Origin of the sequence: Litorivita sp. NS0012-18 (genome assembly GCF_040371945.1) — a bacterium.
Taxonomy (GTDB): domain Bacteria; phylum Pseudomonadota; class Alphaproteobacteria; order Rhodobacterales; family Rhodobacteraceae; genus Litorivita.
Window position 1 is genome coordinate 43,535 of the sequence record NZ_BAABWS010000004.1, and the last position, 21,816, is coordinate 65,350.

18 protein-coding genes are annotated in these 21,816 nt (G+C 64.7%); 6 read left to right on the top strand and 12 right to left on the bottom strand.

The window, feature by feature from the left end; all coding sequences use genetic code 11:
* Nucleotides 1-47: 47 nt before the first annotated feature.
* Genes ABWV64_RS14420 through ABWV64_RS14430 form a run of 3 tightly spaced genes read right to left on the bottom strand, consistent with a single transcriptional unit; the run spans nt 48 to nt 4,956 of the window.
* Nucleotides 48-2,171, bottom strand: coding sequence for a S8/S53 family peptidase (locus ABWV64_RS14420; protein WP_353346495.1), 2,124 nt, complete (start codon nt 2,169-2,171; stop codon nt 48-50).
* Nucleotides 2,172-2,174: 3 nt separating this feature from the next.
* Nucleotides 2,175-3,293 (bottom strand): phosphatase PAP2 family protein, encoded by a 1,119-nt coding sequence (locus tag ABWV64_RS14425; protein WP_353346497.1) that lies wholly within the window; start codon nt 3,291-3,293, stop codon nt 2,175-2,177.
* A gap of 22 nt (nt 3,294-3,315) precedes the next feature.
* Nucleotides 3,316-4,956, bottom strand: a complete 1,641-nt coding sequence (locus ABWV64_RS14430) for a hypothetical protein (protein WP_353346499.1) — start codon at nt 4,954-4,956, stop codon at nt 3,316-3,318.
* 140 nt (nt 4,957-5,096) lie between these two features.
* Here ABWV64_RS14430 and ABWV64_RS14435 point away from each other — a divergent pair, with 140 nt between their 5' ends.
* The 5 genes from ABWV64_RS14435 (at nt 5,097) to ABWV64_RS14455 (ending at nt 7,078) form a co-directional block, all read left to right on the top strand.
* On the top strand, nt 5,097-5,300 hold the full coding sequence (locus tag ABWV64_RS14435; protein WP_353346501.1) for a hypothetical protein: 204 nt from the start codon (nt 5,097-5,099) through the stop codon (nt 5,298-5,300).
* Nucleotides 5,290-5,676, top strand: a complete 387-nt coding sequence (locus ABWV64_RS14440; RefSeq protein WP_353346503.1) for a hypothetical protein — start codon at nt 5,290-5,292, stop codon at nt 5,674-5,676. Before ABWV64_RS14435 ends, ABWV64_RS14440 begins: the two co-directional genes overlap by 11 nt.
* Before the next feature lie 365 nt (nt 5,677-6,041).
* On the top strand, nt 6,042-6,275 hold the full coding sequence (locus ABWV64_RS14445) for a type II toxin-antitoxin system CcdA family antitoxin (protein WP_353346505.1): 234 nt from the start codon (nt 6,042-6,044) through the stop codon (nt 6,273-6,275).
* A 1-nt stretch (nt 6,276) separates the two neighbouring features.
* Complete coding sequence (locus ABWV64_RS14450) at nt 6,277-6,573, top strand: CcdB family protein (protein WP_353346507.1); 297 nt, start codon at nt 6,277-6,279, stop codon at nt 6,571-6,573.
* 136 nt (nt 6,574-6,709) lie between these two features.
* Nucleotides 6,710-7,078: a SpoIIAA family protein gene (locus ABWV64_RS14455; protein WP_353346509.1), complete on the top strand. Its 369-nt coding sequence runs from the start codon at nt 6,710-6,712 to the stop codon at nt 7,076-7,078.
* Nucleotides 7,079-7,118: 40 nt separating this feature from the next.
* On the opposite strand, the gene ABWV64_RS14460 is transcribed toward ABWV64_RS14455, so the two are convergent.
* The 4 genes from ABWV64_RS14460 to ABWV64_RS14475 all read right to left on the bottom strand — a co-directional run bounded on the left by ABWV64_RS14460 (nt 7,119) and on the right by ABWV64_RS14475 (nt 14,034).
* Complete coding sequence (locus ABWV64_RS14460; protein ID WP_353346511.1) at nt 7,119-9,833, bottom strand: AMP-binding protein; 2,715 nt, start codon at nt 9,831-9,833, stop codon at nt 7,119-7,121.
* 225 nt (nt 9,834-10,058) lie between these two features.
* Nucleotides 10,059-10,940 carry an SDR family NAD(P)-dependent oxidoreductase gene (locus tag ABWV64_RS14465; RefSeq protein ID WP_353346513.1) on the bottom strand — a complete coding sequence of 294 codons (882 nt, stop codon included), beginning with the start codon at nt 10,938-10,940 and terminating at the stop codon, nt 10,059-10,061.
* 60 nt (nt 10,941-11,000) lie between these two features.
* Nucleotides 11,001-12,641 (bottom strand): carboxylesterase/lipase family protein, encoded by a 1,641-nt coding sequence (locus ABWV64_RS14470; protein ID WP_353346515.1) that lies wholly within the window; start codon nt 12,639-12,641, stop codon nt 11,001-11,003.
* 106 nt (nt 12,642-12,747) lie between these two features.
* Nucleotides 12,748-14,034 carry a CaiB/BaiF CoA transferase family protein gene (locus ABWV64_RS14475; RefSeq protein WP_353346517.1) on the bottom strand — a complete coding sequence of 429 codons (1,287 nt, stop codon included), beginning with the start codon at nt 14,032-14,034 and terminating at the stop codon, nt 12,748-12,750.
* Nucleotides 14,035-14,148: 114 nt separating this feature from the next.
* Between ABWV64_RS14475 and ABWV64_RS14480 the strand changes: the two genes are divergently transcribed.
* Entirely contained in the window at nt 14,149-15,099 is a 951-nt protein-coding gene (locus tag ABWV64_RS14480; protein ID WP_353346519.1) for a LysR family transcriptional regulator, read from the top strand.
* 4 nt (nt 15,100-15,103) lie between these two features.
* Here the strand turns inward: ABWV64_RS14480 and ABWV64_RS14485 are convergent, their stop codons facing one another.
* Genes ABWV64_RS14485 through ABWV64_RS14505 form a run of 5 tightly spaced genes read right to left on the bottom strand, consistent with a single transcriptional unit; the run spans nt 15,104 to nt 21,506 of the window.
* Entirely contained in the window at nt 15,104-16,012 is a 909-nt protein-coding gene (locus tag ABWV64_RS14485; RefSeq protein WP_353346521.1) for an alpha/beta hydrolase family protein, read from the bottom strand.
* A gap of 35 nt (nt 16,013-16,047) precedes the next feature.
* Entirely contained in the window at nt 16,048-17,067 is a 1,020-nt protein-coding gene (locus ABWV64_RS14490; protein WP_353346523.1) for an oligopeptide/dipeptide ABC transporter ATP-binding protein, read from the bottom strand.
* On the bottom strand, nt 17,064-19,025 hold the full coding sequence (locus tag ABWV64_RS14495) for a dipeptide/oligopeptide/nickel ABC transporter permease/ATP-binding protein (protein ID WP_353346525.1): 1,962 nt from the start codon (nt 19,023-19,025) through the stop codon (nt 17,064-17,066). Before ABWV64_RS14495 ends, ABWV64_RS14490 begins: the two co-directional genes overlap by 4 nt.
* Entirely contained in the window at nt 19,022-19,966 is a 945-nt protein-coding gene (locus ABWV64_RS14500; RefSeq protein WP_353346527.1) for an ABC transporter permease, read from the bottom strand. The genes ABWV64_RS14495 and ABWV64_RS14500 overlap by 4 nt, the downstream gene beginning before the upstream one ends.
* A 22-nt stretch (nt 19,967-19,988) precedes the next feature.
* Entirely contained in the window at nt 19,989-21,506 is a 1,518-nt protein-coding gene (locus tag ABWV64_RS14505; RefSeq protein ID WP_353346529.1) for an ABC transporter substrate-binding protein, read from the bottom strand.
* Between the last annotated feature and the right edge of the window lie 310 nt (nt 21,507-21,816).

Consider the following 21,816-nt stretch of genomic DNA (forward strand, 5'->3'; position numbering starts at 1 on the left):
TATCAGTGGCTTAGCGCGTCGCTCTCGCGCTAAGCCACTGATTGCATCTATTGCCCGAGCGGCGGGGTGATCACATCGCCCATACGGGCGCGATGTTGCGCTGCGCTGGTCGGGCCTTGGTCCTCGCGCGCGGGCACGGCAGGGCAGGGGGCAAACCCCGCCATCACATCGCGCCCTGCGGCGGCGTTGATCACCATCCGGCGCGCGACCTGCGGCGTCGCCCCAGAGGTGCCGATCAGCCGCGACAGCCCGCCCGAATGGCACCCGATCGAAGGCGTTCCGCGCAGGATTAGAGACTGATCCGCCACGGCGCTGACCGTGGTTTGCGCGCCCCATGTGGCGGGCACGCCGCCTTGCACGCGCAGCCCGCCAGCGGCGCTATAGGAGGCGGGGGTGCCGGTGACCTGCACATAGCCCGCCACGCGGGTTACACGCGGCGCAGAGCCGACGCCGCTCAAGCTGCCGTAACCCGAAATCGGGCCAGTTGCGGTGGAATAGACCCGATATGGCGGGGCAGGGGGGGCGTGCGGCCCCGCGCCGCGCGGCGCCAGATCGACCAGACGGCTTTGCCGCCCGCCGGTTTGCAAAGCGCTGGGATCATCGTCGCGCTGCACCCAAAGGCGGATGTCTTCGCCCGCGGGCAAGGCGGGCGCGGCGCTATCGCGGGTGATCTCGACCTGCCACAGGCCAGAGGGCGCGCGGCGGCTTTGTGCGCGCACAAAGGCCGTGGGGATCAGCGCCACCAAGATGCGCCAACGGTTGCCGCGGTGCAGATCGACCGAAAGCTGGCCGATGTTTTCCCCGTCCATCTCCAATTCGGTAAAGCGGCGCGGATCGCCGATCTGGCCGAAATCGGGGGTCACAGGGATGGTGCCGCCCGCAGAGAGAGAATAGCCCTTTGGCGGTGTAACAGAGACGGAATAGGGCGCGCCATCGACCCCCTCGGGGAGCCAGATTTCGAGATAATTCGAGGTCCGGTCCTCGGGCTGCATCTGCCATCCGATCCGGTAGCTGCCGGTCGAAAGCGCCGCCTCGCTGATCGCCGCATGCATGTTGCTGTCGAAATTGTTGCCCGTCGGCATGGTGATTTCGGTTTTCGGTTGCAGGGACTGGCGCTCGGCCAGCAGTTCCTCGATCGCCAGTTCCATTTCCGATTGCCCGTCATGGCGCCCCGCACTCCAGCCGTAGCTGAAATTGAGGATCAGCGGCAATTCCTCGGGATTGGCCGGATCATCGGCATATTTGGTGGCAATGGCGCGGGCGCGGTCAAAGACGTAGTGGATGGCGCTGAGCATATACATCTCTTTGCCAAAGCCCGAGGTGTCCCATGCGATGGTATTTGGCAATTGCACGGCGATGATCTGGATATCGTCGCCCAGCGTGCTGTCGCCGTAAACCGAGGCATTGCCCGCCGCCATCCCCATGACATGGGCGCCATGGGTCATAGAGCGGCGCATATGGGGGCCAAGTTCATCCAAAACAGGGTCTATTGCACCTGAATTGCGGTAAAATGCGGCGTCGTCATCGCCTGCGGCGGCGCGCAGGGCATTGATCTCGCCGTTCATATATTCGCGCCCGAAGGGCACAGCGCTATGGGGGGCGCTGGCGCGGGCCGATTGCAGCCAGATATGCGAAACGCGGGTTTTGCCGGTGCTGTCCAGAAAGGCGCGGTGGCCAAAGGGCAGCCCGTCGTCGATCACCGCGATGATGGCTTTGGGGCGGGTGGCGGGCACCGTCCAGTTGTCCATATCGCAATGGGGGTGGTAGGTGGCGGTCCATGCCTGCGGGGCGATGGGGAAATTGACCCGAAACCGCGGGCGGATGGCGCTGCGCGCGGTGCTGTCTTCGGTCACCGCATCGAGCAGCGAGGCGATCTCGCGGTCGACGCGGGGGCGGCGGTTTGGGTCGTTGGCCTGTTTGTCGTAGAAGGCAAAGGGCACGATGGTGCGTTTGCGCGCCAGAGGGTTCCACAGCGGCGGCAGGCGGGTTTCAAAGCGCGGGTGGCTGGGCAAGGTGTCGGTGCCCTCCAACAGCGCCGTGTAATAGCCCGAGGTTTCATCGGCGATGGCCGGAAAGGCGAAGGGCTGGCCCAGCTCTTCGGAGAAGACATAGCGCTCGTAGGGACCCGAATAATTCGAAATCCGCTCCTTGGGTTCGCGTTTTGCATACATGGGTTACACCCCTGCCGGCGCTTGGTGTTCGGCGGCGGCCAGATCCCACAGCCATGTGAAATTGGGCGCGGCCGCGGCGCTATAGGCGGGCCCTTCGGTCAGCCCGTGGGCGGCGGCGCTTTGGGTGAAATCGTGATCGTTGAAATCGCTGTTTTGCGCCGTGTAGCTCAAGGAGGGCAGGGCGGCAGGGGCCTGTCCGCAGCGGCCCAGCAAGGCGCGGCCAAGCGCGGTGCCAAGCGCCGCTCCGGCCCAGCTGTCGATCGGGTAATGCACGCCCGCCACGGTGCGGTTGACGGCGATCCGTTCGGCCAGACCGCGCAGCATGGCCAGACGCGGCGCCATATCGCCAAGGCTGCCCCATGCGCCCACCAGACCTTCAAGAACCGTCAGCGCGGTATAGGCTTCGGTGGCATGGGCCGAGGGGAAGCTGCCATGCCCGGGCGTCGGGATCATCGGCAAAATCCGCCCGTCGATCTGGTCGGGGCGGCGCACGGCGAGCGCATGTTTGACGATCATCGCCGCATGGGCCGCCATGACCTGCACGGCCATCAGCAATTCAAAGGTTTTGGGGTGCTGACCCACATGCAGGCCAAGGATCATGGCGAAATATTCGGTTGGAAACCCGAGTTGCGAGGTGATCTCGGAGGCGCGGTCAGGGCGCAAATCGGCATAGTTAGAGACGAATTCGATCTGATCGGCCAAAAGCGCATCCGAAGGCCGTGCCAAGGTCACCATCGGCGCGCCGTCAAAATCGAGCGTGACGGTTTGCGCCGCCGGATCGGTGGAAAATGTCAGCGCGGGAAACACTTCGGAGATATAGAGCGAGCCGCGCACCCATTGCGCCCAGCGGTTGAGGTTGCTCGGATCGTCAAAGGCGAGAGGCGCGGGGTCGGGCGCCGCCGCATTGCCTGCCAGATGGCGCAGCCCGTCGGCGGTGGTCATCAAACCGGCGGTCGCCGCGCCGCTATAGCCGCCCACATCGCCCGCGCCCAAAAAGCCGCCAAGTCCGGTTTGCGCACCCAAACCGCCCAAGCCACCGAGGCCGCCAAGCCCCCCGAGACCGCCCAAACCACCAAGTCCACCAAGGCCGCCGAGACCGCCCAAACCACCATATTGTGCCATTCTGTAAGTCCTTTTCAAAAATTTAAGTAATGCCGGAAGAGTGCAGCGCCTCGATCACCATTTTGCCGACGCGGTGGTCGGCCGAAGGGTGGCTTTTGCGATATTCATCAAGGCTGAATTCGGGGTGGCGGCGCAAGATCATCAGCGCGGTCTCGCGCGCTTCCTCATGGCGGCCAAGATTGTGCAGCGCCGCCACTTTGGAGCGCAATGTCGACAGGTGCCGGTCGTTGACCGCCAAGGAACGCTCGGCAAATTCGAGGCCCTTTTCGAATTGCTCGGCAGAGACATAGGCAGTGCTGGCGAGGCTGTCGTAGTAATAGCCAAAGGGGTCGATGGGCGAGAGCGAGCGCGCGGTTTGCGTGGCGCGGATCGCGGCCATGCCATCGTCTTGAAAGGCCATCAGCGCCCCGCGCAGCAGCCAAGACAGGCTCTCGTTGGGGTTCACATCCAAGGCGGCGGTATAGCGCGCCTCGGCCACATCCATATTCTTGAGCAGGTTGTTATTGGCAAAGCCGTCGATTGTGAGACTAAAGCTGCTTTCAGGGTCGATATCGAGGGCACGCGCCGTGGCGTCCAAGGCTTTTTGCGTATCGCCCGCACGGTCGGTGGTAAAGCCTTTGAAAACCGATAGAACATACCATTTGCCCAGCCACGCATGCGGCTCGGCGGCGCGCGGCATACGTTTGGCGGCCTCGACCAGATAGTCGCGCGAGGAGAGGAAATCGCGCATTTGCGGGCGGTGCATGAGCGAGACACCGGCGATGACAAGATGTTGATCCTCGATCATCGGCAGCGGGCGGTCGCGCACATAATGGATCGCCGCATCGGCGATGGTGCGCCCGATGCTTTGGATCACATTGACAAGGCGGCCTTGCAATTGGTCGGTGAAATCACCGGCGGGGCAGGCCAGATTGCGGTTCCACAAAATATTGCCGCTGCGCGCATCGACGAAATCGAAATCGGCGACCAGATCGCCTTTGAACCGGCGCAGGGTGCCGGTGATCAGGTAATCCACATCCAGCGTTTCGCGCACCGAGGAGATATCGATCATCTGATGCGCCATGGCGCGGCTCGACAGATGCGAGATCACCGTCAAAAGGTTGGAGCGCGACAAGGAGCGGCACATTTCCTCGGCGGCCCAATCGCCCAGCACCCGCAATTCGGGGTCGGGGGTCAGAACCGTGAGGGGCAGGGCGGTGATGCGCGGGCGCGGGCGGCCCAATTGCGCGCGCGGGGTGATCCGGTAGAGGGCGGCGACCTGTTCGGGGGCGGCGCGGATGCCGTCCACCCAATCGCGAAACTCCTGTTCGTTGATGTTGAGGTCTTCGAGAAACAGCCCCGCATCGGGGGTGCCGACAAAGGTGACATATTCGAGGTCAAGCTCGATATCGCTATTGGTGGTATGGACGAAAGCGTCGAAATCCTCGCCCATCAGCTTGCGCAAATCCGACAGGGCGCGGCGCAGGTTTTGATGCCCGCTGTCATAGCCCGCATAGCCCCAAAGCGTGTTTTGCAAATAGGTGCGCGTGCGCCGTCCCAAGGGGGCGGTGGCGAGCAGGGCAAAGAGCGCACGATGCTTGGCGCCGCGAATCTCGCGGGTCTCGCTGCCGACCACGCGAATGGCGCAGGTGCCGAACAAGGATATCTCAAGTCGTGCTGTCAAAAGCGTTTTCTCCTGCTTCCCTTGGGGAAACGTTAACACCGGATTAATGGCGAACAAAGCACTTCACAGTTTATTCACGCACGCCCCGTGCAAAGGTTATCGTAGGGTTAACGGGTAATCATCAACCGAAGGGTTTTACGATGCTGCCACCCACTGGCGATCATGCCATCCAGGATCTCGTCGATTTTTACCACCGCTGGCCGGAGCTGCGCGAAGAGGCTGTGTCTGTAGCCGAAACCTGCAAGCTCGAGGGCGGTCAGAGGGAGATTTTGGGTTGGATGATCAAGGTGATTGACCGCGTCGGCCCTGCCGATCTGGCAAAGGAGAACAGGGATGTTGAGTAGACTTCAATCCACGCGTTGGAAGCCTGTGGAGCTTACGGGTTGGGTGCGCCGCGCTTACGGGCGCCGCATCATGCTTGAGACCGAAGGCGGCAGCCTGCGCACCAGACTGGACGCCGAAAAAGGTGCCGAGCAATTGTATTTGCAGGTCGAGGTGACGGGGCGGATGCTGATCCAGCTCTATTGCAACGATGTGCTGGTGCTGGACGAGTTGGTCGCCCATGGCGAGCTTGATACATTGGTCGATCTGTCCGATTTCGGCGGCGGGATGCTTGATGTCGAATTGCAACTGATCCCCGCCACCTATGGCGAGGCCAAGGTCGGTCAGGAATTGCGTCTTGTGGCTTTCGATTTCGGGATGGAGAAGATCGCCGTTTGAAAGCCCCTCCCCCCCCGCGCCATCTGCCTGACCCGCTTGGAAGCTTACCTCTTCGCTAGGCGGTGAGGGCAGGGGCCGGACCCCGGATGCCGTAATCCCTATCGCATCGGGCCATGGTCGCTCTCTGTCTCCCCAGAGCGTTTGACCGATTATGGCGGCATTGGTGTCTTGCGCATCAATGCCGCCTTTTTTGGCCCTGCGTCCTTGCGGCTCATTGGGGTCATACGGTCCCTGCACGGCCCCTGCGCTGCGCGTCCTTGCGTGCATTTATGCGCAGGCTCATGCGCATGTTCTGGCGCATGGGGGCGGGATGTGATAGGGTGGGCGGTATCGACACCCATGCCCATCCTACACCGGAGCCTCCCATGCCGCAGCCCGAAGGGCGCAAGCCCACCAATTTGAGCCTCGACGCCGCCCTTGTCAGCCGCGCGCGCGAAAGCCGTGTGAACCTGTCGCGCGCCGCCGAAGAGGGCATCCGCGCCGCCCTGCGCGCACGCCGCGCCGAAGACTGGCGCGATGAGAACGCCGAGGCGCTCGACAGCTCGAACCGCTTTGCCGCGCAAAACCCGCTGCCCTTAGCCGGTTTCCGGCGCTTCTGACGTGGCGCGCCATGATGTTTACCGCCTCGCCAGCGGGGCTTTGGTGCTTGATGTGCAGGCCGATCTTCTGGAGCCGCTGAACACCCGCATTGTCGTGCCGCTCATGGCGCGCGATGCGGCGCCCAAACCCGCGCGCCACCTCAATCCGGTGTTCTTGCTCGGCGAGGCCGAGGTGGTGATGGTGACGCAATTCCTCGCCGCCGTGCCCTTGGCCGAAATGGGCGCGCCCTTGGGCAGCCTTGATGCCCATCACGCGCAAATCACCCGCGCGCTCGATATGGCGTTTCAAGGCATCTGAGCGCCCCCCAAGCGCGACCTTGCGCGCCAGCGGGCGGGCCGTGAATGCGGCCTCGGGCGGCACTGTGTTGACCTGCGTCAACGCCCCGCGCGGCGCTATGCGCTATGATTCCCCCGTAACTCAGGAGGACCACAAGATGCTGAACGTCACAAAACCGTCCGCCAATCGGGTGGATATCGAATTTCGCGGCGCCTTGGACGCTGATGGCATGCGCGCGGGGCTGGATCAGCTGATTGCCCTGTCGGAAGGCGTGAAAAACGGGCGGATGTATTACACGATCACCGATTTCACCATTCCCACATTGGGCGCTTTGGGGGTCGAGATGACGCGTTTGCCGCAAATGTTCGGCCTGCTGGCCAAGTTCGACAAATGTGCCGTGGTGTCGGATTCGGGGTTCTTGCGCAAAGCCGCCACCGTCGAGGGCGCGCTGTTTCCCGGCATGACGATCAAAAGCTTTGATTTTGGCGAAGAGGCGCAGGCCGAGGCATGGCTCGCCGAGACCTGAGCGCGCCCGCGCGCGGCCAATAGGATTGCCGCGCCGGCGGTCAGCGTGTCTTGCCTCGGGGCCAGTCGGGCGCGCGTTTTTGCGCAAAGGCGCGTAGCCCTTCGGCCAGATCGGCACCATTCAGATGGTCTTGAAAGGCGGTGATTTCGGCCGCCAGCCGCGCGCGGCGTGCGGGGTCTTGGGCCTGCGCCATGCTCAGGCGCTTCATCTGGCGGATCACCTCGGGGCTATTGGCGGCGATTTGCGCGGCTTTGGCGCGGGCGCGCTGCATCAAATCCTCGGGCGCCGCCACCTCGCACACCAGCCCCCACGCCAGAGCCGTTTCGGCCGAAATCATCTCGGCGGTATAAAACAGCTGCGCCGCGCGGGCCGCGCCGATGCGTTCGGGCAGGCGCAGGCTCGCGCCGCCTGCGGGCACGATGCCGTATCGGGCATGGGCGTCGCCAAGGCGGGCGGTTTGCGCCGCGATCACCATGTCGCAGCACAGCAGCATTTCCAACCCGCCTGCCACGGCGATGCCATTGGCCGCGCCGATGACGGGCACGGGCAGCTCTTCGATCATGCTGATCACCCGTTGGTTATGCGCCAGCGTGTCGATCAGCGCGCGGCCGCCCGCGTCGCGCGCGGCGGCAAATTCGATCAGATCGCCGCCCGCACAAAAGGCGCGGCCCGCGCCGGTTATGATCACCGCGCGCAGATCGGGCAGCGCGGCCAGTTGCCGAAGCCGGACCTCCAGCCCGCGCATCATCGCCCGTGATGCGGCGTTCAGGCTTTGCGGGTGGTCAAGGGTCAGCGTCGCAATGCCGCCCTCGACCCCTAGCCGCACCCGCGGCGTCTCGAATGACAGCGCATAGCTTTGCGGCAGCGGAGCAAGCGCCGCGCGCAGGGCCTCGGCCTGCTGCGCCCCCGTGTCTGTGCCGGCGTCCGTGCCCGCGCCCGCATCTGCCTCTGTGCCCGCGAGGGCCACAGTGGCGCTCACGGCGGTGCGGCCCTGCGGGTCTGTGCCGACCTCGGCCTCAAAGACCGAAGCCGGCCCGCAATGCTGCGCAATCTCAAGGCGCAGTTTTTCAACGATCGCGCGCTCGCGCAGAGCCGGTTTGAACAGCTTGCCCACCGCCGTCAGCGGCAAGGCGTCGATCACGATGATGCGTTTGGGGCGGGCCGGCGGCTCGTGCAGCTGCGCCTCCAGCATCTCTTGCAGCGCGCGGATGTCGACCTCGCGCCCCTGCGCCGCGACGACGAAGAGGGCGGGCACCTCGCCTGCGTATTGGTCGGGCATGCCGACGGCGGCGCTGATCTCGACATCGGGGTGGCGGTTGGCGACCTCTTCGATCGCCGTGGGGTCGATGTTATGGCCGCTGCGCACGATCAGATCCTTGGCCCGTCCGGTCAGAACCAGCCGCTCGTCGGTGGTCAGATAGCCGATGTCGCCGGTGCTCAGCCAGCCATCGGCGTCCAGCACCCCGCTGTTATGGGCCGGATCGACATAGCCCGCAAAAACCTGTGGGCCGCGCAGTTGCACCTCGCCGCTGACCCCCGCAGGGCAGGGGGTGTCGGGCGCGCCGCTTTGGATGATGCGGGTCTGCGAGAAGGGCGCGCGCAGCCCGACGCTGCCGCGGACCGGATCGCCGTGGCGCGGGGTAAAGGCGATGGCGGCGGCGGTTTCGGTCATGCCGTAGGTTTCATACAAGCGCACGCCGATCTTGCGCTCGAAGGCCTCGGCCACGCTCTCGGGCAGGCCCGCGCCCCCCGTGACGGCCATGCGCAGAGCGTCAAGGCGCAGATCCTGCGGATAGGTCGCGCTCAGCGCCGCGATCGAGGTCGGCACGCCGCTGACCACGGTGGCGCCGAAGGCCTCGGCCAGACGCCAGTAATTTTGCACCACCTCGCGCGGGCGCAGGGCATAGGGCGAGGGGATCACCATATGGCCGCCCGCCGCCAGCACCGCCAGCCCGACGGTCATCGTGCCGCCGACGTGAAAGAAGGGAAATCCGTTGAGCACGCAATCGGTCTCGCAATATCCAAAGACCTGCCCGAAGCCGAAAGCGGCGTGGATCTGGTTGCCATGGGACAGCGGGACCAGTTTCGGCCGTCCGGTGGTGCCGCCCGTGTGGAACAGGGCGCTTACCGCGTCGGGATCAGTGGTCGGAGCAAAATCGAGCCGCGTCTCGCAGGCCGCTTCGAGCAGCGGATCAAGCGCGCGAAACCCTTCGGGCAAAGGCCCCTGCGCGCCGATCACCAAGACATGCTCAAGGCTGGGCACCTCGGCGCGGATGGCCTCGGCCCGCGCCCAACAATCGGCGTCCAGATGCGCCGCAGGGATCACCAGAATGCGCGCCGCTTCGGCATTGAGCAGATCGACGATGGCGTCGCGGCTGAGCAGGTAGTTGAGGGTGCTGGCCACGCCCGCGACCTGCGCGCCCAAAAGCAGTTCGGGAAATTGCGGCAAAGTGGGGGACAAAAACGCCGCCACACCGCGCTCCTGCGTCAGCCCCAAGCTGCGGAACATATTGGCCGCGCGCGTCACTGCGCCGAGCAATTGCGCATGGCTCAGCGCCCTGCCGATGTCTTGGGGATCGGGGCTGCGCAGCACCGTAAGGGCAGGGCGCGCGCCGCCGTGATGGGCGGTGGCGCGCAGCAGATCATAAATCCCGCGCGCCGTGACCAAAGCGCGATAATCCTGCGCTTCGATGGCTTGGACTTCGGCGATGCTGCGGACCTCCATGATCGGGCGGGTGGTTTTGAGATCGGTCATGCGGCGGGGCCTTTCGGGTTGTGGGCGGTAGAGCGTGTGAGGCGGCGGGCAACAGCGGGCGAGAGGGCGGCGGGGCCGGATCAGGCGCGGCCTTGGGCCCCATGGGGTGCCAAGGTTTGCCTCGGGGGGCCGCGGGGTGCCGCGTGGTGCCGAGGGTCGACGGGGAGCTCGGGGTTGATGACGCCTGTTTGGTCCTGAGCGCCGCGCGGCGCACAGGCGCGCGCATCAGGCGGGGCGGGTATATCCCGCATGTTCAAGCTCCTGACGGCCTTGCGCCGCGCCGCTGCCTGGCACGGTTTCGCCGCCGCGCGCGGTCACATCCGACCAATGCGCCAGCAGGGCCTCGGCGGCCCCCTCGCCGGTGCCGACATAGGCGCCTTGGCTCAAGGTCACATGGGCGGCGGCAAAGGCTCCCGCGCCCGCGCAAAGAATGGTCCGGCTGGGCGCGTCATCGCGCAGCAGCGCCACGATCGCGGGGCTGACATGGGCGGGCTTTAGCAGATCCAGTTCGGCCTGCGGCAACAGCCCGTCGAGCATTTGCGTCGCAGCCGTGGGCGCGATGCAATTGACGCGGATATTGTCGCGCGCGCCTTCCAAAGCGAGGGTCTGCATCAATCCGACCAGCGCCATTTTCGCGGCGCCGTAATTGGATTGCCCGAAGTTGCCGTAAAGCCCCGAAGAGGAGGTCGTCATCACGATCCGCCCGAAGCCCTGCGCGCGCATCTGTGGCCAGACGGCCTTGCAGCAATGCACCGCGCCCATGACGTGGACCTCCATCACCAGACGGAAATCGGCAAGCTCCATCTTGGCAAAGGATTTGTCGCGCAAGATGCCCGCATTGTTGACCAACATATCGATGCGGCCCCAATGAGCGATGGTTCGGGCGACCATGGCTTCGACCTCGGGCCAATCGGTGACCGAGCAGGCATGGGCCAGCGCCGCGCCGCCCGCATCGGCGATTTCATCGGCCACGGTTTGCGCATGGCCAAGGTCGAGATCATTGACCACAACGCGGGCGCCGCGCGCAGCCAGAAGATGCGCATGTTCGCGCCCCAATCCGCCGCCCGCGCCGGTCACAATCGCCACTTTTCCGGTGAAATCAATCATTGTCGTCCTGTCCTTTTTGCTTGCCTGTCCATGTCGGCGCATCGCCTGAGCGATTGCGTATCAGCGGGTTTCATCGGGGCCGCGCAGCGGCGAGGCGACGCCGACGCTCCAGTTCCACGGCAGATTGCCCGCTGCGCGTTTGCGGGCGAAATCTGCCTCGATCAAGTCATACATGCCGCCAAAGAGGTCATAGCGCAGGGCGGGTTGATCGGCGAAATGCAAGACCGCGCCCGCGGCGGCGGGGCGGTCTGCGCCCTGCTGTGCTGCCGCATCTGCGGGCTGATCCGCCGCGCCCCTGCGCCCTGTGCCGTAATCGGGCCAGAGCGGCGCGCCGTCGCTGCGCGGCTGTCCGTCCTTGGCAAAGCTGGTCCAATACTCGCCTATGGTGCGGGTCAAAGCGGCCTCGGCGCCGCTGCGCGGGGCCTTGGGCCATGCGGGGGGCGATTGCTCCATCGTGTCGAACAGATAGGCCAGCTCGCAGGCATGAAACCCGTGCAATCCGCGCGCCTGTGCCTGCGGGTAGCCGTGGTCGAAATAATAGACAAAGACCGGCAATTGCGCGCGCGCCTGTGCCTTGGCCGCGCTCAAAACGGTCCAGCCAAAGAGCGCCTCGCCAACGGCCCGTTCGGTGCTGTCTTTGATATCGCTGGCGGGGTAGCGCGCGAGGAAGTCACCCGCTAGATCGCCGTAGCGGGCCTTGATCATGGCCGTATAGTCTTCGCCGCTTTCGGGCAGGGGCGGCATCAGGAATTCGAGGGTCAGGATCTCGCCGCTGTTAAATCCCGTCAGCAGGGGCACGGGCGCGGTTTTGCCGCTGTTGAACAGATGCAGCGGCTGGTCGGGCAGGATCACGCCATCGACCACCCCCTGCGCGGCAAAGCCGATCCGGTCCGCCGCCAGAGCCAGTTCCTGCGCGTCCCATGCGCGCAGATCCGCGATGCTCTTGGCGCCAAGCCCGGCGGCGGTTTGCAGGCCTGTGTCATGTCCGGTGCCCATGCCGTTTGCCTCACGGCTCAGGTGCTGCGCCGAACAGATATGGCCGCTTTGGGCGATGGCGCGGGCAAACAGGCCGCGCGCGGCAGGGGCGCACATCAGGTAATAGACGCTCAGCGCGCCGGCGGATTCTCCGGCCACGGTGACATTGGCGGGGTCGCCGCCGACCGCCGCGATATTACGCTGCACCCATTGCAATGCGGCGATCTGGTCGAGCAGCCCGTAGTTGCCCGACAGGCCCTGCGGGTCTTCGGCGCTCAGTTCGGGGTGGGCGAGATAGCCCAAGATGTTGAGGCGGTAATTGATCGTCACCACCACCTGCCCGCGCCGTGCCAGCGCCGCGCCATCCGTCAGCGCCTCGCTGCCCGCCCCGCGCAGAAGGTTGCCCCCGTGAATCCAGACGAGGACCGGCAGGTCTTTGGCATCCTCGGGCGCCCAGATGTTGAGATTGAGGCAGTCTTCGTCCTTGAGCGGGATGTCGCATTCATAAACGCTGCCCGCGCGGCGCTGGGGTTGCGGGCAGGCGGGGCCGAAGCGGCCCGCATCGCGAAGTTCGCTCCGGTCGGGCAGAGGCGCGGGGGGCCGCCAGCGCCGCGCGCCCGTGGGCGGCAAGGCGTAGGGCAGGCCGCGATAGACCTGCAACCCGTTTTCATGGCGGCCCCGCGCGGGACCGGCGGGAAATTGTGCGATGGGGTCGGTCTGGCTCATATCATTCTTTCCTCAAAAAGCGCGCAGGGTCGGGGGGCGCCAAGCGGGCGGGGGGACGCATGGACAAGATCGGGCAGCAAGATCGGGCGGCGAGACGGCGGGCCGCTCAGGCGGCGCCGTGACCCGTTCGTGCGCCTGTATCGCCGAGCGCGGCGAGGTCGGCCTCGCTCAGCCCTGCGGCGCGCAACACCTCCAGCGTATCGGCGCCAAGGCGGGCAGGCGCATGGGCCGGATGCGGGTTTGTGCCATCGGCCTTGAACGACATATTGGGCACATGCACGGGGGCGTCATGGCCGTTGATCGCCATTTGCGAGACCAGATCGCGGGCGGTGAATTGCGGCTCTTGCGTCACCTCGTCGAGGCTGCGCACCCGCGCGGCGGGCACATCGGCGGCGGCGAGCAAGGTTTCCCAGTCCGCCGCAGGGCGGGTCAGGAACAGCGCCACCAATTCGGCGCGCAGGGCAGGGGCATTGGCATGGCGCGCCTCGGGCGTGGACCAGCGCGGATCGCGCGCAATGTCGCCGCGCCCGCAGGCGGTGCACAGTCTGGCAAATTGGCGCGCGTTATTCGCGGCCAGCATCAACACGCCGTCGGCCGTATCGAAGGCGCCCGACGAGGGGCTGGCGCTCCATGCTTCATTGCCGTTTTGCGCGGGCATCCACCCCGTCGTCATATGCTGCGTGACCAGCGAGGCCATCATCATCAGCGCCGTGTCCAGCATCGCCACATCAAGGCGCACCGCCTTGCCGGTGCGGCGCATTTCCAACAGCCCCGCCAGAACCGCCATGGCCGCATTCATGCCGGTGGCGAAATCGACATAGGGCGCGCCGACCTTGGTCGGCCCGTCGCCCGCATGGCCGGTGGTCAGCATGATGCCGCACATGCCTTGGATGATGTGGTCATAGGCGGGCCGCCCGCGCATCGGGCCGTCCTGACCATAGGCGGAAATCGAACAGTAAACGATATCGGGGCGCAGGGCGCGGACCGCGTCAAAGCCCAGCCCGAGGCGCTCCATCACACCAGGTTTGAAGTTCTCGACAAAGATATCCGCACCGGCAATCAAGCGTTTGAGCGCCGCCATGCCTTGCGGGGTTTTCAAATCCAGCGCGACGGATTTCTTGGCAGCATTGACGGTCAGGAAATTCACCCCCATGCCCAGATCGGTCAGCGCCTTGGAGGGGCCGCCGTTGCGGGTCCAATCGCCCTCAAGGGGTTTTTCGATCTTGATGACCTCGGCCCCCATGAGCGCCAGTTGATAGGTCGCAAAGGGCCCTGCCAGAACTTGGCTCAGGTCGATCACGCGCATCCCCTCCAAAGGGCGAAAGCCGCCGTGCTGCGGCGCATCGGCGCTCTGCGATTGCGCCGCAGCTTTGGTGTCGAAACTGCGCTTCATGGCGCTGCCCTCCCTGATCCGGCCAGCGCCGGAAATCTCTTCTCCCTCCTTGCAATAGAGTGCGCTTCGCAATAAAAAAAATTCAAAAATTCTGCAATGTGATAGGAATAATTTATGGCTCACTCCCCGCAGCATCTGGATCGTCTTCGTTTGCGCCACCTGCGCCTGATGGAGTTGATCGAGGCGCATGGATCGCTGCGCGCCGTCGCCGAACAGCTCAGCCTGACGCAGCCCGCCGTCTCGCAGATGGTCAAGGATCTGGAGTTTGCCTTTGGCTCGGTTCTGGTCGAACGCTCGGTGCGCGGGGTGACATTGACCGCGACGGGGCGGCTTGCCTTGCAGCGCGCGCGTTCGGGTCTGGCGACCTTTCAAACCCTTGCGCAGGAGCTGGACGAAGGGCTGCCGCCGGTTTTGCGCATCGGGACCAATCCGGCGATGATGTTCAACGTGATCCCTGCCGCCTTGCGGATGACGCGCGATGATGCGGCGCCTGTGCGCTATGCACTGCGCTCGGGGTTGGCGATGGATATGACCCGCGCGCTTTGGGACGGGGAAATCAACGCCTATGTCGGGCGCATCGATTGGGAGGTCGTGCCGAGCGAAATGAAAAAGAGCCTGCGCCACGCGCATCTGTTCGAAACCGATCTGGTGGTGGCCTGCGCCCAAGACCACCCTTTGGCGCAAAAGGGGAAGGTGACGCCTGCCGATCTGGAGGCGGCGACATGGGCCTTGCCCCCCGAGAATTCCAAAAACCGCATGGGGCTTGCCGCCGCGTTTCGCAACGCTGGCCTCTCGGAGCCGCAGATCGCCGTCGAAGTTGCGGCCGATCCGCATGGGTTGATGACGATCTTGCGCGAAATGCCTCTGCTGGCGGTGGTGCCGCGTCTGGTTCTGGACGCGCCCGATGCGGGGCGGCCTTTGGTGACGCTTGATGCGGATTTTTTGCGCCTGCCGCCGATCGAGGTCGGGTTCTTGACCTTGGTCGAGCATGAGCATGTGATCGGCCTTGCCGCCTTCCGCGCCGCGCTTTCGGCGGCCTCGCGCCAGATGTCGGGGGCCGTTTAGGCCGTCATTTGCGTTTGAAAATCACGGGGCAATCGCCGATGCGGTCCTCGACCAGATCGAGCCAGTTGCGCGCGCTGGAGCGGCGGGTGACATAGGCGTCCAGAAAGGCCGTGGTGACCAGAGCCAAGGCCTCGGCCTGATGGGGCACGGTGTTGCCCTCGGGGGTCATCCCGCCAAGGTAATGGCCCGCATCATCAAGCACGGCGAGGCATTTGTCGCCCGCAGGGGCCAATTCGTAAGGCTCGCATTTCCAATGCCAATCCTGCCCCTTTGCGCCGCCGTCCTGTTTGCCGGTCACGGTCAGCACCGGCCCCGTCATCGTGTCCCATGATCCCTCGCGCAGGCCCTGCTGCCCGCGCCCCTGACCGCTCAGGATCAGGGCGGCGGAAAAGCGGTCGTCGCGAAAATGGCGCTGCCCGCCGTAAAGCTCGATCTGCACCCCCGCCAGAAGCTGCGCGGTATAGGCGCCAAAGGAATGGCCCGCGATGGCCATGGGCAGGCTCGCGCCCTGCACGCCCGCCGCCTCCAGCACCACAGGCAGATGCTGCATCACTTGCTGCACGATCCGCACGCGGTCGAGCCAATGCGCAGGGTCATGCAGGATTTCGAGCATCTGCGGGCGGATTTGCGGATAGCGGCGCACCCAGAGCGGCAGGTCTTCGTCCTCGGGGTCGATGCCCAATTCGGGATGGGCGCGAACGACGGACTGGATGCTGTCGGCAAAGGTCGGGTGGATCACCAGATAACCTTGCTTGACCCAAGCCTCCGTCATGCTGCCATAGGCTTGCCCGCTGGAGCCGAGCCCGTGGCAGAACACCACGATGCCCTTGGCCTGCGCGCCAGCGGGAAAGCGGCACAGCAAAGGCATATTGCCGCCTTTGCCGTCCGGCACCGAAACGGCGCGTACCGCCATTCTATAGGTGTCGCATTTTGCGCTCCAAGGCATATTCATGTGAGGGCCGCCTCCTGTGCGGAATGATCCCCGACGGGGGGTGTATCGACAAGAAAACACTGCGCCGTGCCACCGCCGGACACGGGCAGGGCAGGCGGCGCTTCGTGATGACAGCGCTGCATCGCAACGGGGCAGCGGTGCCGATAGGGGCATCCGGCCTCGGCGCTGCGGGGCAGATCTGCGGCGGGCGCAGCACGGCGCGCGGCGCGGCGCGCCCTTTGCCGCGCGGGATCAAGCAAGGGCACGGCTTCGAGCAGGGCCTTGGTATAGGGATGCGCGGGCGCGTGATACACGCGGTCCGCCGGTCCTTCCTCGACGATATGGCCCAGATACATCACCGCAATCCGGTCGGAGATATGATGCACCAAGGCAAGGTCATGGGCAATGAGCAGATAGGACATACCAAGCGCATCGCGCCGCTCGTAGAGCAGGTTGATGATCTGGTTTTGCGTCGAGACGTCCAAGGCGCTGACCGGCTCGTCCAGAACGATCAGTTTGGGTTGCAAGGCCAAAGCCGCCGCGATGGCGATGCGCTGGCGTTGCCCGCCCGAAAACTCCGAGGGATAGCGCGGCAAATGAGTGGCGGGCAGTTTGACCAGTTCCAGCAACTGGGCGGCTTTTGCGCGGCGCTCGGCGGCGCTCATGTCGGTGTGAAGCTTCAACGGTTCGGTGATGATCTGTTCGACCGTCATCGACGGGTTGAGCGAGGAATAGGGGTCTTGGAACACGGCTTGGATCTTGCGGCGCAATGCGGGGGGATAGCCGCTGGGCAGCGCGGCCAGATCGGTGCCGTCAAACTCCATCCTGCCATCTGAGGCGGGCACCAATCCCAACAACGTGTTGGCGATCGAGGATTTTCCCGACCCGCTTTCTCCGACCAGACCCAAAGTCTCGCCCGTGCGAATGGTCAAGTTCGCGCCTTTGACGGCGTCAAACCCTTTGGTTTTCAACCCCAGAAGCGAGCGCCCGCCGTAGCGCACATGCAGGTCTTTGATCGTCAGTAGGGCATCGCTCATTGTGCCGCCTCCAAGTTCAGTTCGGCGGCGCGCGCGCAGCGCACCAAGGGGCCATCGCCGGTGAGGGGGATCGGGCGGGCGCAGCTGTCGGCGGCATAGGCGCAGCGGGCGGCGAAACGGCAGCCTTCGGGCCAATGCCCCGGTGTCGGGACAGAGCCGCGGATCACCGGCAGCGGCGGTTTGCCCGACACGCCATGCGGCATGGCGCTGAGCAGACCCGCAGTATAGGGGTGCTTGGGGCGGGCGAACAAGCGGTCCACCGGCGCGGTTTCGACGATCTCGCCGCAATACATCACCGAGATGCGGTCGCAAATATCCGCCGCCACCGCCAGATCATGGGTCACAAAGAGCATCGCCATGCCCAGATCGTCCTGCAGATCGCGGAACAGATCGAGGATTTCTTGCTGGACCGTGACATCCAATGCGGTGGTCGGCTCATCCGCAATCAGAAGTTTGGGCGCGCAGGACAAGGCGCGGGCGATGGCAATCCGTTGCGCCATCCCGCCCGACAATTCATGCGGATAGGCGCGGGCGCGCTCGGCGGCGCGCGGGATGCCCACACGGTCGATCAATTCGATCGTGCGGTCCCATGCGGCGCGGCGCGGCAGGCCCTGTTTGACGCGCAGAACCTCGGCGATCTGGCTGCCGACGGTATAGCTGGGGTTGAGGCTGGTGGTCGGGTCCTGAAACACCATGGCGACATCATTGCCGCGCGCGGCCTCCAGACCCGCAGGCGACAGCGTCAAAAGATCAGTGCCGTCCAGATGCACCGCGCCTTGGCTGATCCGCCCGCCCGCACCGATCAGCCCCATCAGCGCCAATCCGGTCACGGTCTTGCCCGATCCACTTTCGCCGACCAGACCCAAAGTCTCGCCTTTCTTGATGCGCAAGGACATATCGGTGACCACGGGCACTTCGGCCCCGCCCTTGGGAGAGACCATCACCTCCAGCCCCGTGACCAAGAGCGCATCGTCCTCTTGCGCCGTCCATGCGCGGCCCTCGGCGGTTTTGACCTGTGCGGCGCGGCGCGGCTGGTCTTTGGGGCGGCCACTGGCGGGCACGCGGATACCGCGCCCGATGGAATCGCGCAGCACATCGCCCAGCAGGTTCACCGCCAGAACCGTCGCCACAATCGCCAATCCCGGAGGCACGGCAAGAAAGGCGTTCAATTCCATATAGGCCGAGGCGGTGTTCAGCATCGTGCCCCAACTGGCTTGCGGCGGCTGCACGCCGATGCCGATAAAGCTCAGCCCCGCTTCGGCCAAAAGCACCGCGCCGATGGTCAGTGTCACCTGCACGATCAGCGGCGGCGCGATGTTGAGAAAGATATGGCGCATCAGGATGCGGCGCGGCGAGGCGCCCATCACGCGGGCGGATTTGACGTAGACCTCCTCGCGTTCGGCCAGAACGACCGAACGGGCCAGCCGCAAGAAGGCGGTCGAATAAAGGATGCCAAGCGCGAACATGGCGCGGTGCAATCCGGTGCCCAGAATCGCGATGATGACGATGGCCACCATGATACCGGGGATCGAGACGATGGCCTCGACCACGCGCATGGTGATCCAGTCCCACCAGCCGCCATGATAGCCGATGAACAGCCCGATCGGCACGCCGATCAGCACCGCCAGAGCCGTGGCTTCGGCGGCGGCGATCACCGCGATGCGGCTGCCGTAGATCATCCGCGACAGAACATCACGGCCCAAATCATCGGTGCCCAGCCAATGCGCCGCCGATGGCCCTTGCAGCGATCCGATCAGGTCTTGCGTGAGCGGATCATAGGGCGCGATCCACGGCGCAAAGAGCGCACAGACCACGAGCGTCACCAGCACCAGCGCCGAGGGGATCACCACCGCCAGCGTGGCGGGGCGCATCCATTCGGGCCGTGTGCGCGGCGGCGCCTGCTTGGCGGCAGGGGCCGAAGGGGAAGCGGGCGAGGAGGGGGCGGAAATATCGGTCATGCGGGGCGCGCCTTTGGATTGATAAGGCCGTAAAGGATGTCGGTCACCAGTTGGACCGCCATCACGATCAGCACCAGCACCAGAACGATGCCTTGGATCATGGGAATGTCTTGTTGGCGCACGGCGGCAATGGCCAGCGATCCGATGCCATTGATGGCAAAGACCTGCTCGACGATCAGCGCGCCGCCCAACAGGACGGTGATTTGGAAAGACAGGACCGTGATCACCGGCACCAGCGCGTTTTTGAGCGCATGGCGAAAGATCACGCGGCGCGGCGACAGACCTTGGGCGCGGGCGGCGCGCACATAGTCCTGTTGCAACACCCCGACCATGGCCGAGCGCACCTGCCGCGCGATGGCGGCGCTGGTCGACAGGCCAAGCGCGAGGGCGGGCAGGGTGATGGATTGCAGCCAGCCCAGCGGCGAGGCCGACAGCGGCACATAGCCCGTCGCGGGGAACCACCGCAAAGTGACCGCAAAGACCGAAGCCAAGATGAGCCCGAACCAGAAATTCGGGATCGCCTGACCGATGGTGGCGCCAAAGGTGGCGAGACGGTCGATCCACGAGCGCGGCCGCAATGCCGCCGCGATCCCCGCGCCCAGCCCGACGACCACCGAAATCAGCACCGCCGCCAGCGTCAGCGACAAAGTGGCGGGCATCCGCAGCAGCACCGCGTCAGAGACCCGCACCGAATTGAAAAACGACGTGCCCAGATCGCCCTGCACGGCCTTGCCCAGCCACGTCAGGTAGCGGGCGACGAAAGGCTCGTTCAGCCCGAGCCTTTCGCGCACCAACTGGTATTGTTCCTCCGATCCGCGATCCCCGATGATCAGATCGACGGGGTCGCTGGGCAAGAGCGCGGTGAAGGAAAATGTCAGGATCGACACGATCAGGAGAAGCGGCAGCATCGCCATGAGACGCTGCGAGATGAGTTTCACCATGAGTTTGCTCCCGCTGCCGCTGTTACTGGCCGACCCGCAGACCGCGGAAATAGGGCGTGTCTGTGCCAGGGCGGAATTTGACCGTCGGATTGTCCGCCACCGCGTCGGAGGCGCCGAAGAGGATCGGCGTGGTGGTGATGAAGATCATGTAGCTTTCGAGCGCCAGCTTATCGAACATCTTGAAATAGATCGGCGCGCGTTCGGCCTCGCTGGTTTTGGCAAGGCCCGCGTCGCTGAGCGTGACCAATTCGGGATCGGGCTTGATCTTGAACGGATTGAACACCGCATCCTCGCCCACATAGTAGGTGGTCATGAATTTCGGATCGATGGCGTTGTTCCAGACCAGATTGGTGGCGGGGAAATCCGTGGTGCGGCTGCGCCGTGCCAAGGTGCCCGGTTCGACGGTCTGGATATTCATGGTGATGTTGATCGCATTGAGAAAGCCCGCCACCGCTTCGAGCCGCGAGGCAAAGATCGGGATCGACGGGATGGTGAAGCTGAAGCCGTCCTCGTATCCGGCCTCTTTCATCAAGGCTTTGGCCTTTTCCAGATCATAGGCATAACGGCCCTCTTGCGCGGGGTCGTGCATCCACAAACCTGCGGTGTAGGGCTGCGAAGCTGGTGTCGACAGGCCAAATTCCACCGCTTTGGAAAAGGCGGCGCGGTTGATCGCGTAATTCATCGCCATGCGCACGCGCGGATCGGCAAAGGCGGGCACCTGCGTGCCCTCGCGATCAAGGATCGACAGATGGTAGGTCGTCCCGCCCGGTTGCTTGAGCAAACGCAGACCCGCGGTGCGCTCGATGATGGCCGCCTGGGGCGAGGACAGGAAAATCGCCAGATCGACCTGTCCGGTCTTGAGCGCATTGAGCCGCGCGGTGTTGTCGGGAATTTCGGAAATCTCGATCCGCGCCAGCCCCTGATCGTCCGGCGTGCGGTAGGCAGGGGCGGGGGTATAGACCCGCAATTCGCCCTCGCGCGATTGATCTGCCGCATAAAGATAGGGGCCGGTGCCGACGGGATTACGGTCCAGCGCGGGATCGTTGAGCGCTGCGGGGCTGACCATCATACCTGCGGTTCCGGTCAGGGCTTCGACAATCGACGGATCGGGGCTTTTGAGGGTGATGGTGATCTCGTTCTCGCCCGTCGCTTCGGCCTTTTCGGCCAGTTTCATCGCGGCATTCACGCCCAGATCGATCACGCGGTTGAGGTTTTGCGCGGCGATTTCGGCGGTGAAAGGCGTGCCGTCGGAAAAGCGGATGCCGGATTTTAGTGTCACAACGATGCTCTTGTCCTGCGCGCGATAGCTTTGGGCGAGGACCGGAATGATTTCGCCTTCCACGCCGCGGTCGAAGAGCGCCTCATAGACAGGGCGCAAATAGGACGACCCGCCGCCGGTATGTTGGTGCGGATCCATGGTGATCAGCTTGGCTTGCTCTGCGAAACGGAACGTGCCGGTCGGCTCTGCCGCTGCGGGAACCGCCGCAAAGCTCGCCCCGATCACGGCAGAAATTGCAAATGTTTTGAATGTGATGGTCATATCAGGCCCTCCCCGCCTTTATGGTTGTGGGTCAGGCTTATCGCGGCGGATGCCATTAGAAATAGTAAAAACTTTCTGCATCATGATAGGTTTTGCTGATGTCTTGTCCGCGGCGGAGGGGAAAACGGCATGGTCAATTTCCTCGGGCCTTGGGGCGTGGCGCGGAGGTGACGGGCGAAATACCGCCCTTCATGGTGCGCCAAAGCGGTGAGCGGCGATGCTGTGCTGTGGACGAAGGTCCATTTTGGCGGCAAGGCCCCGTTTCCAATCTTATGTCGGACGCGCCTTATGAGGACCTGATCGCAGCGCC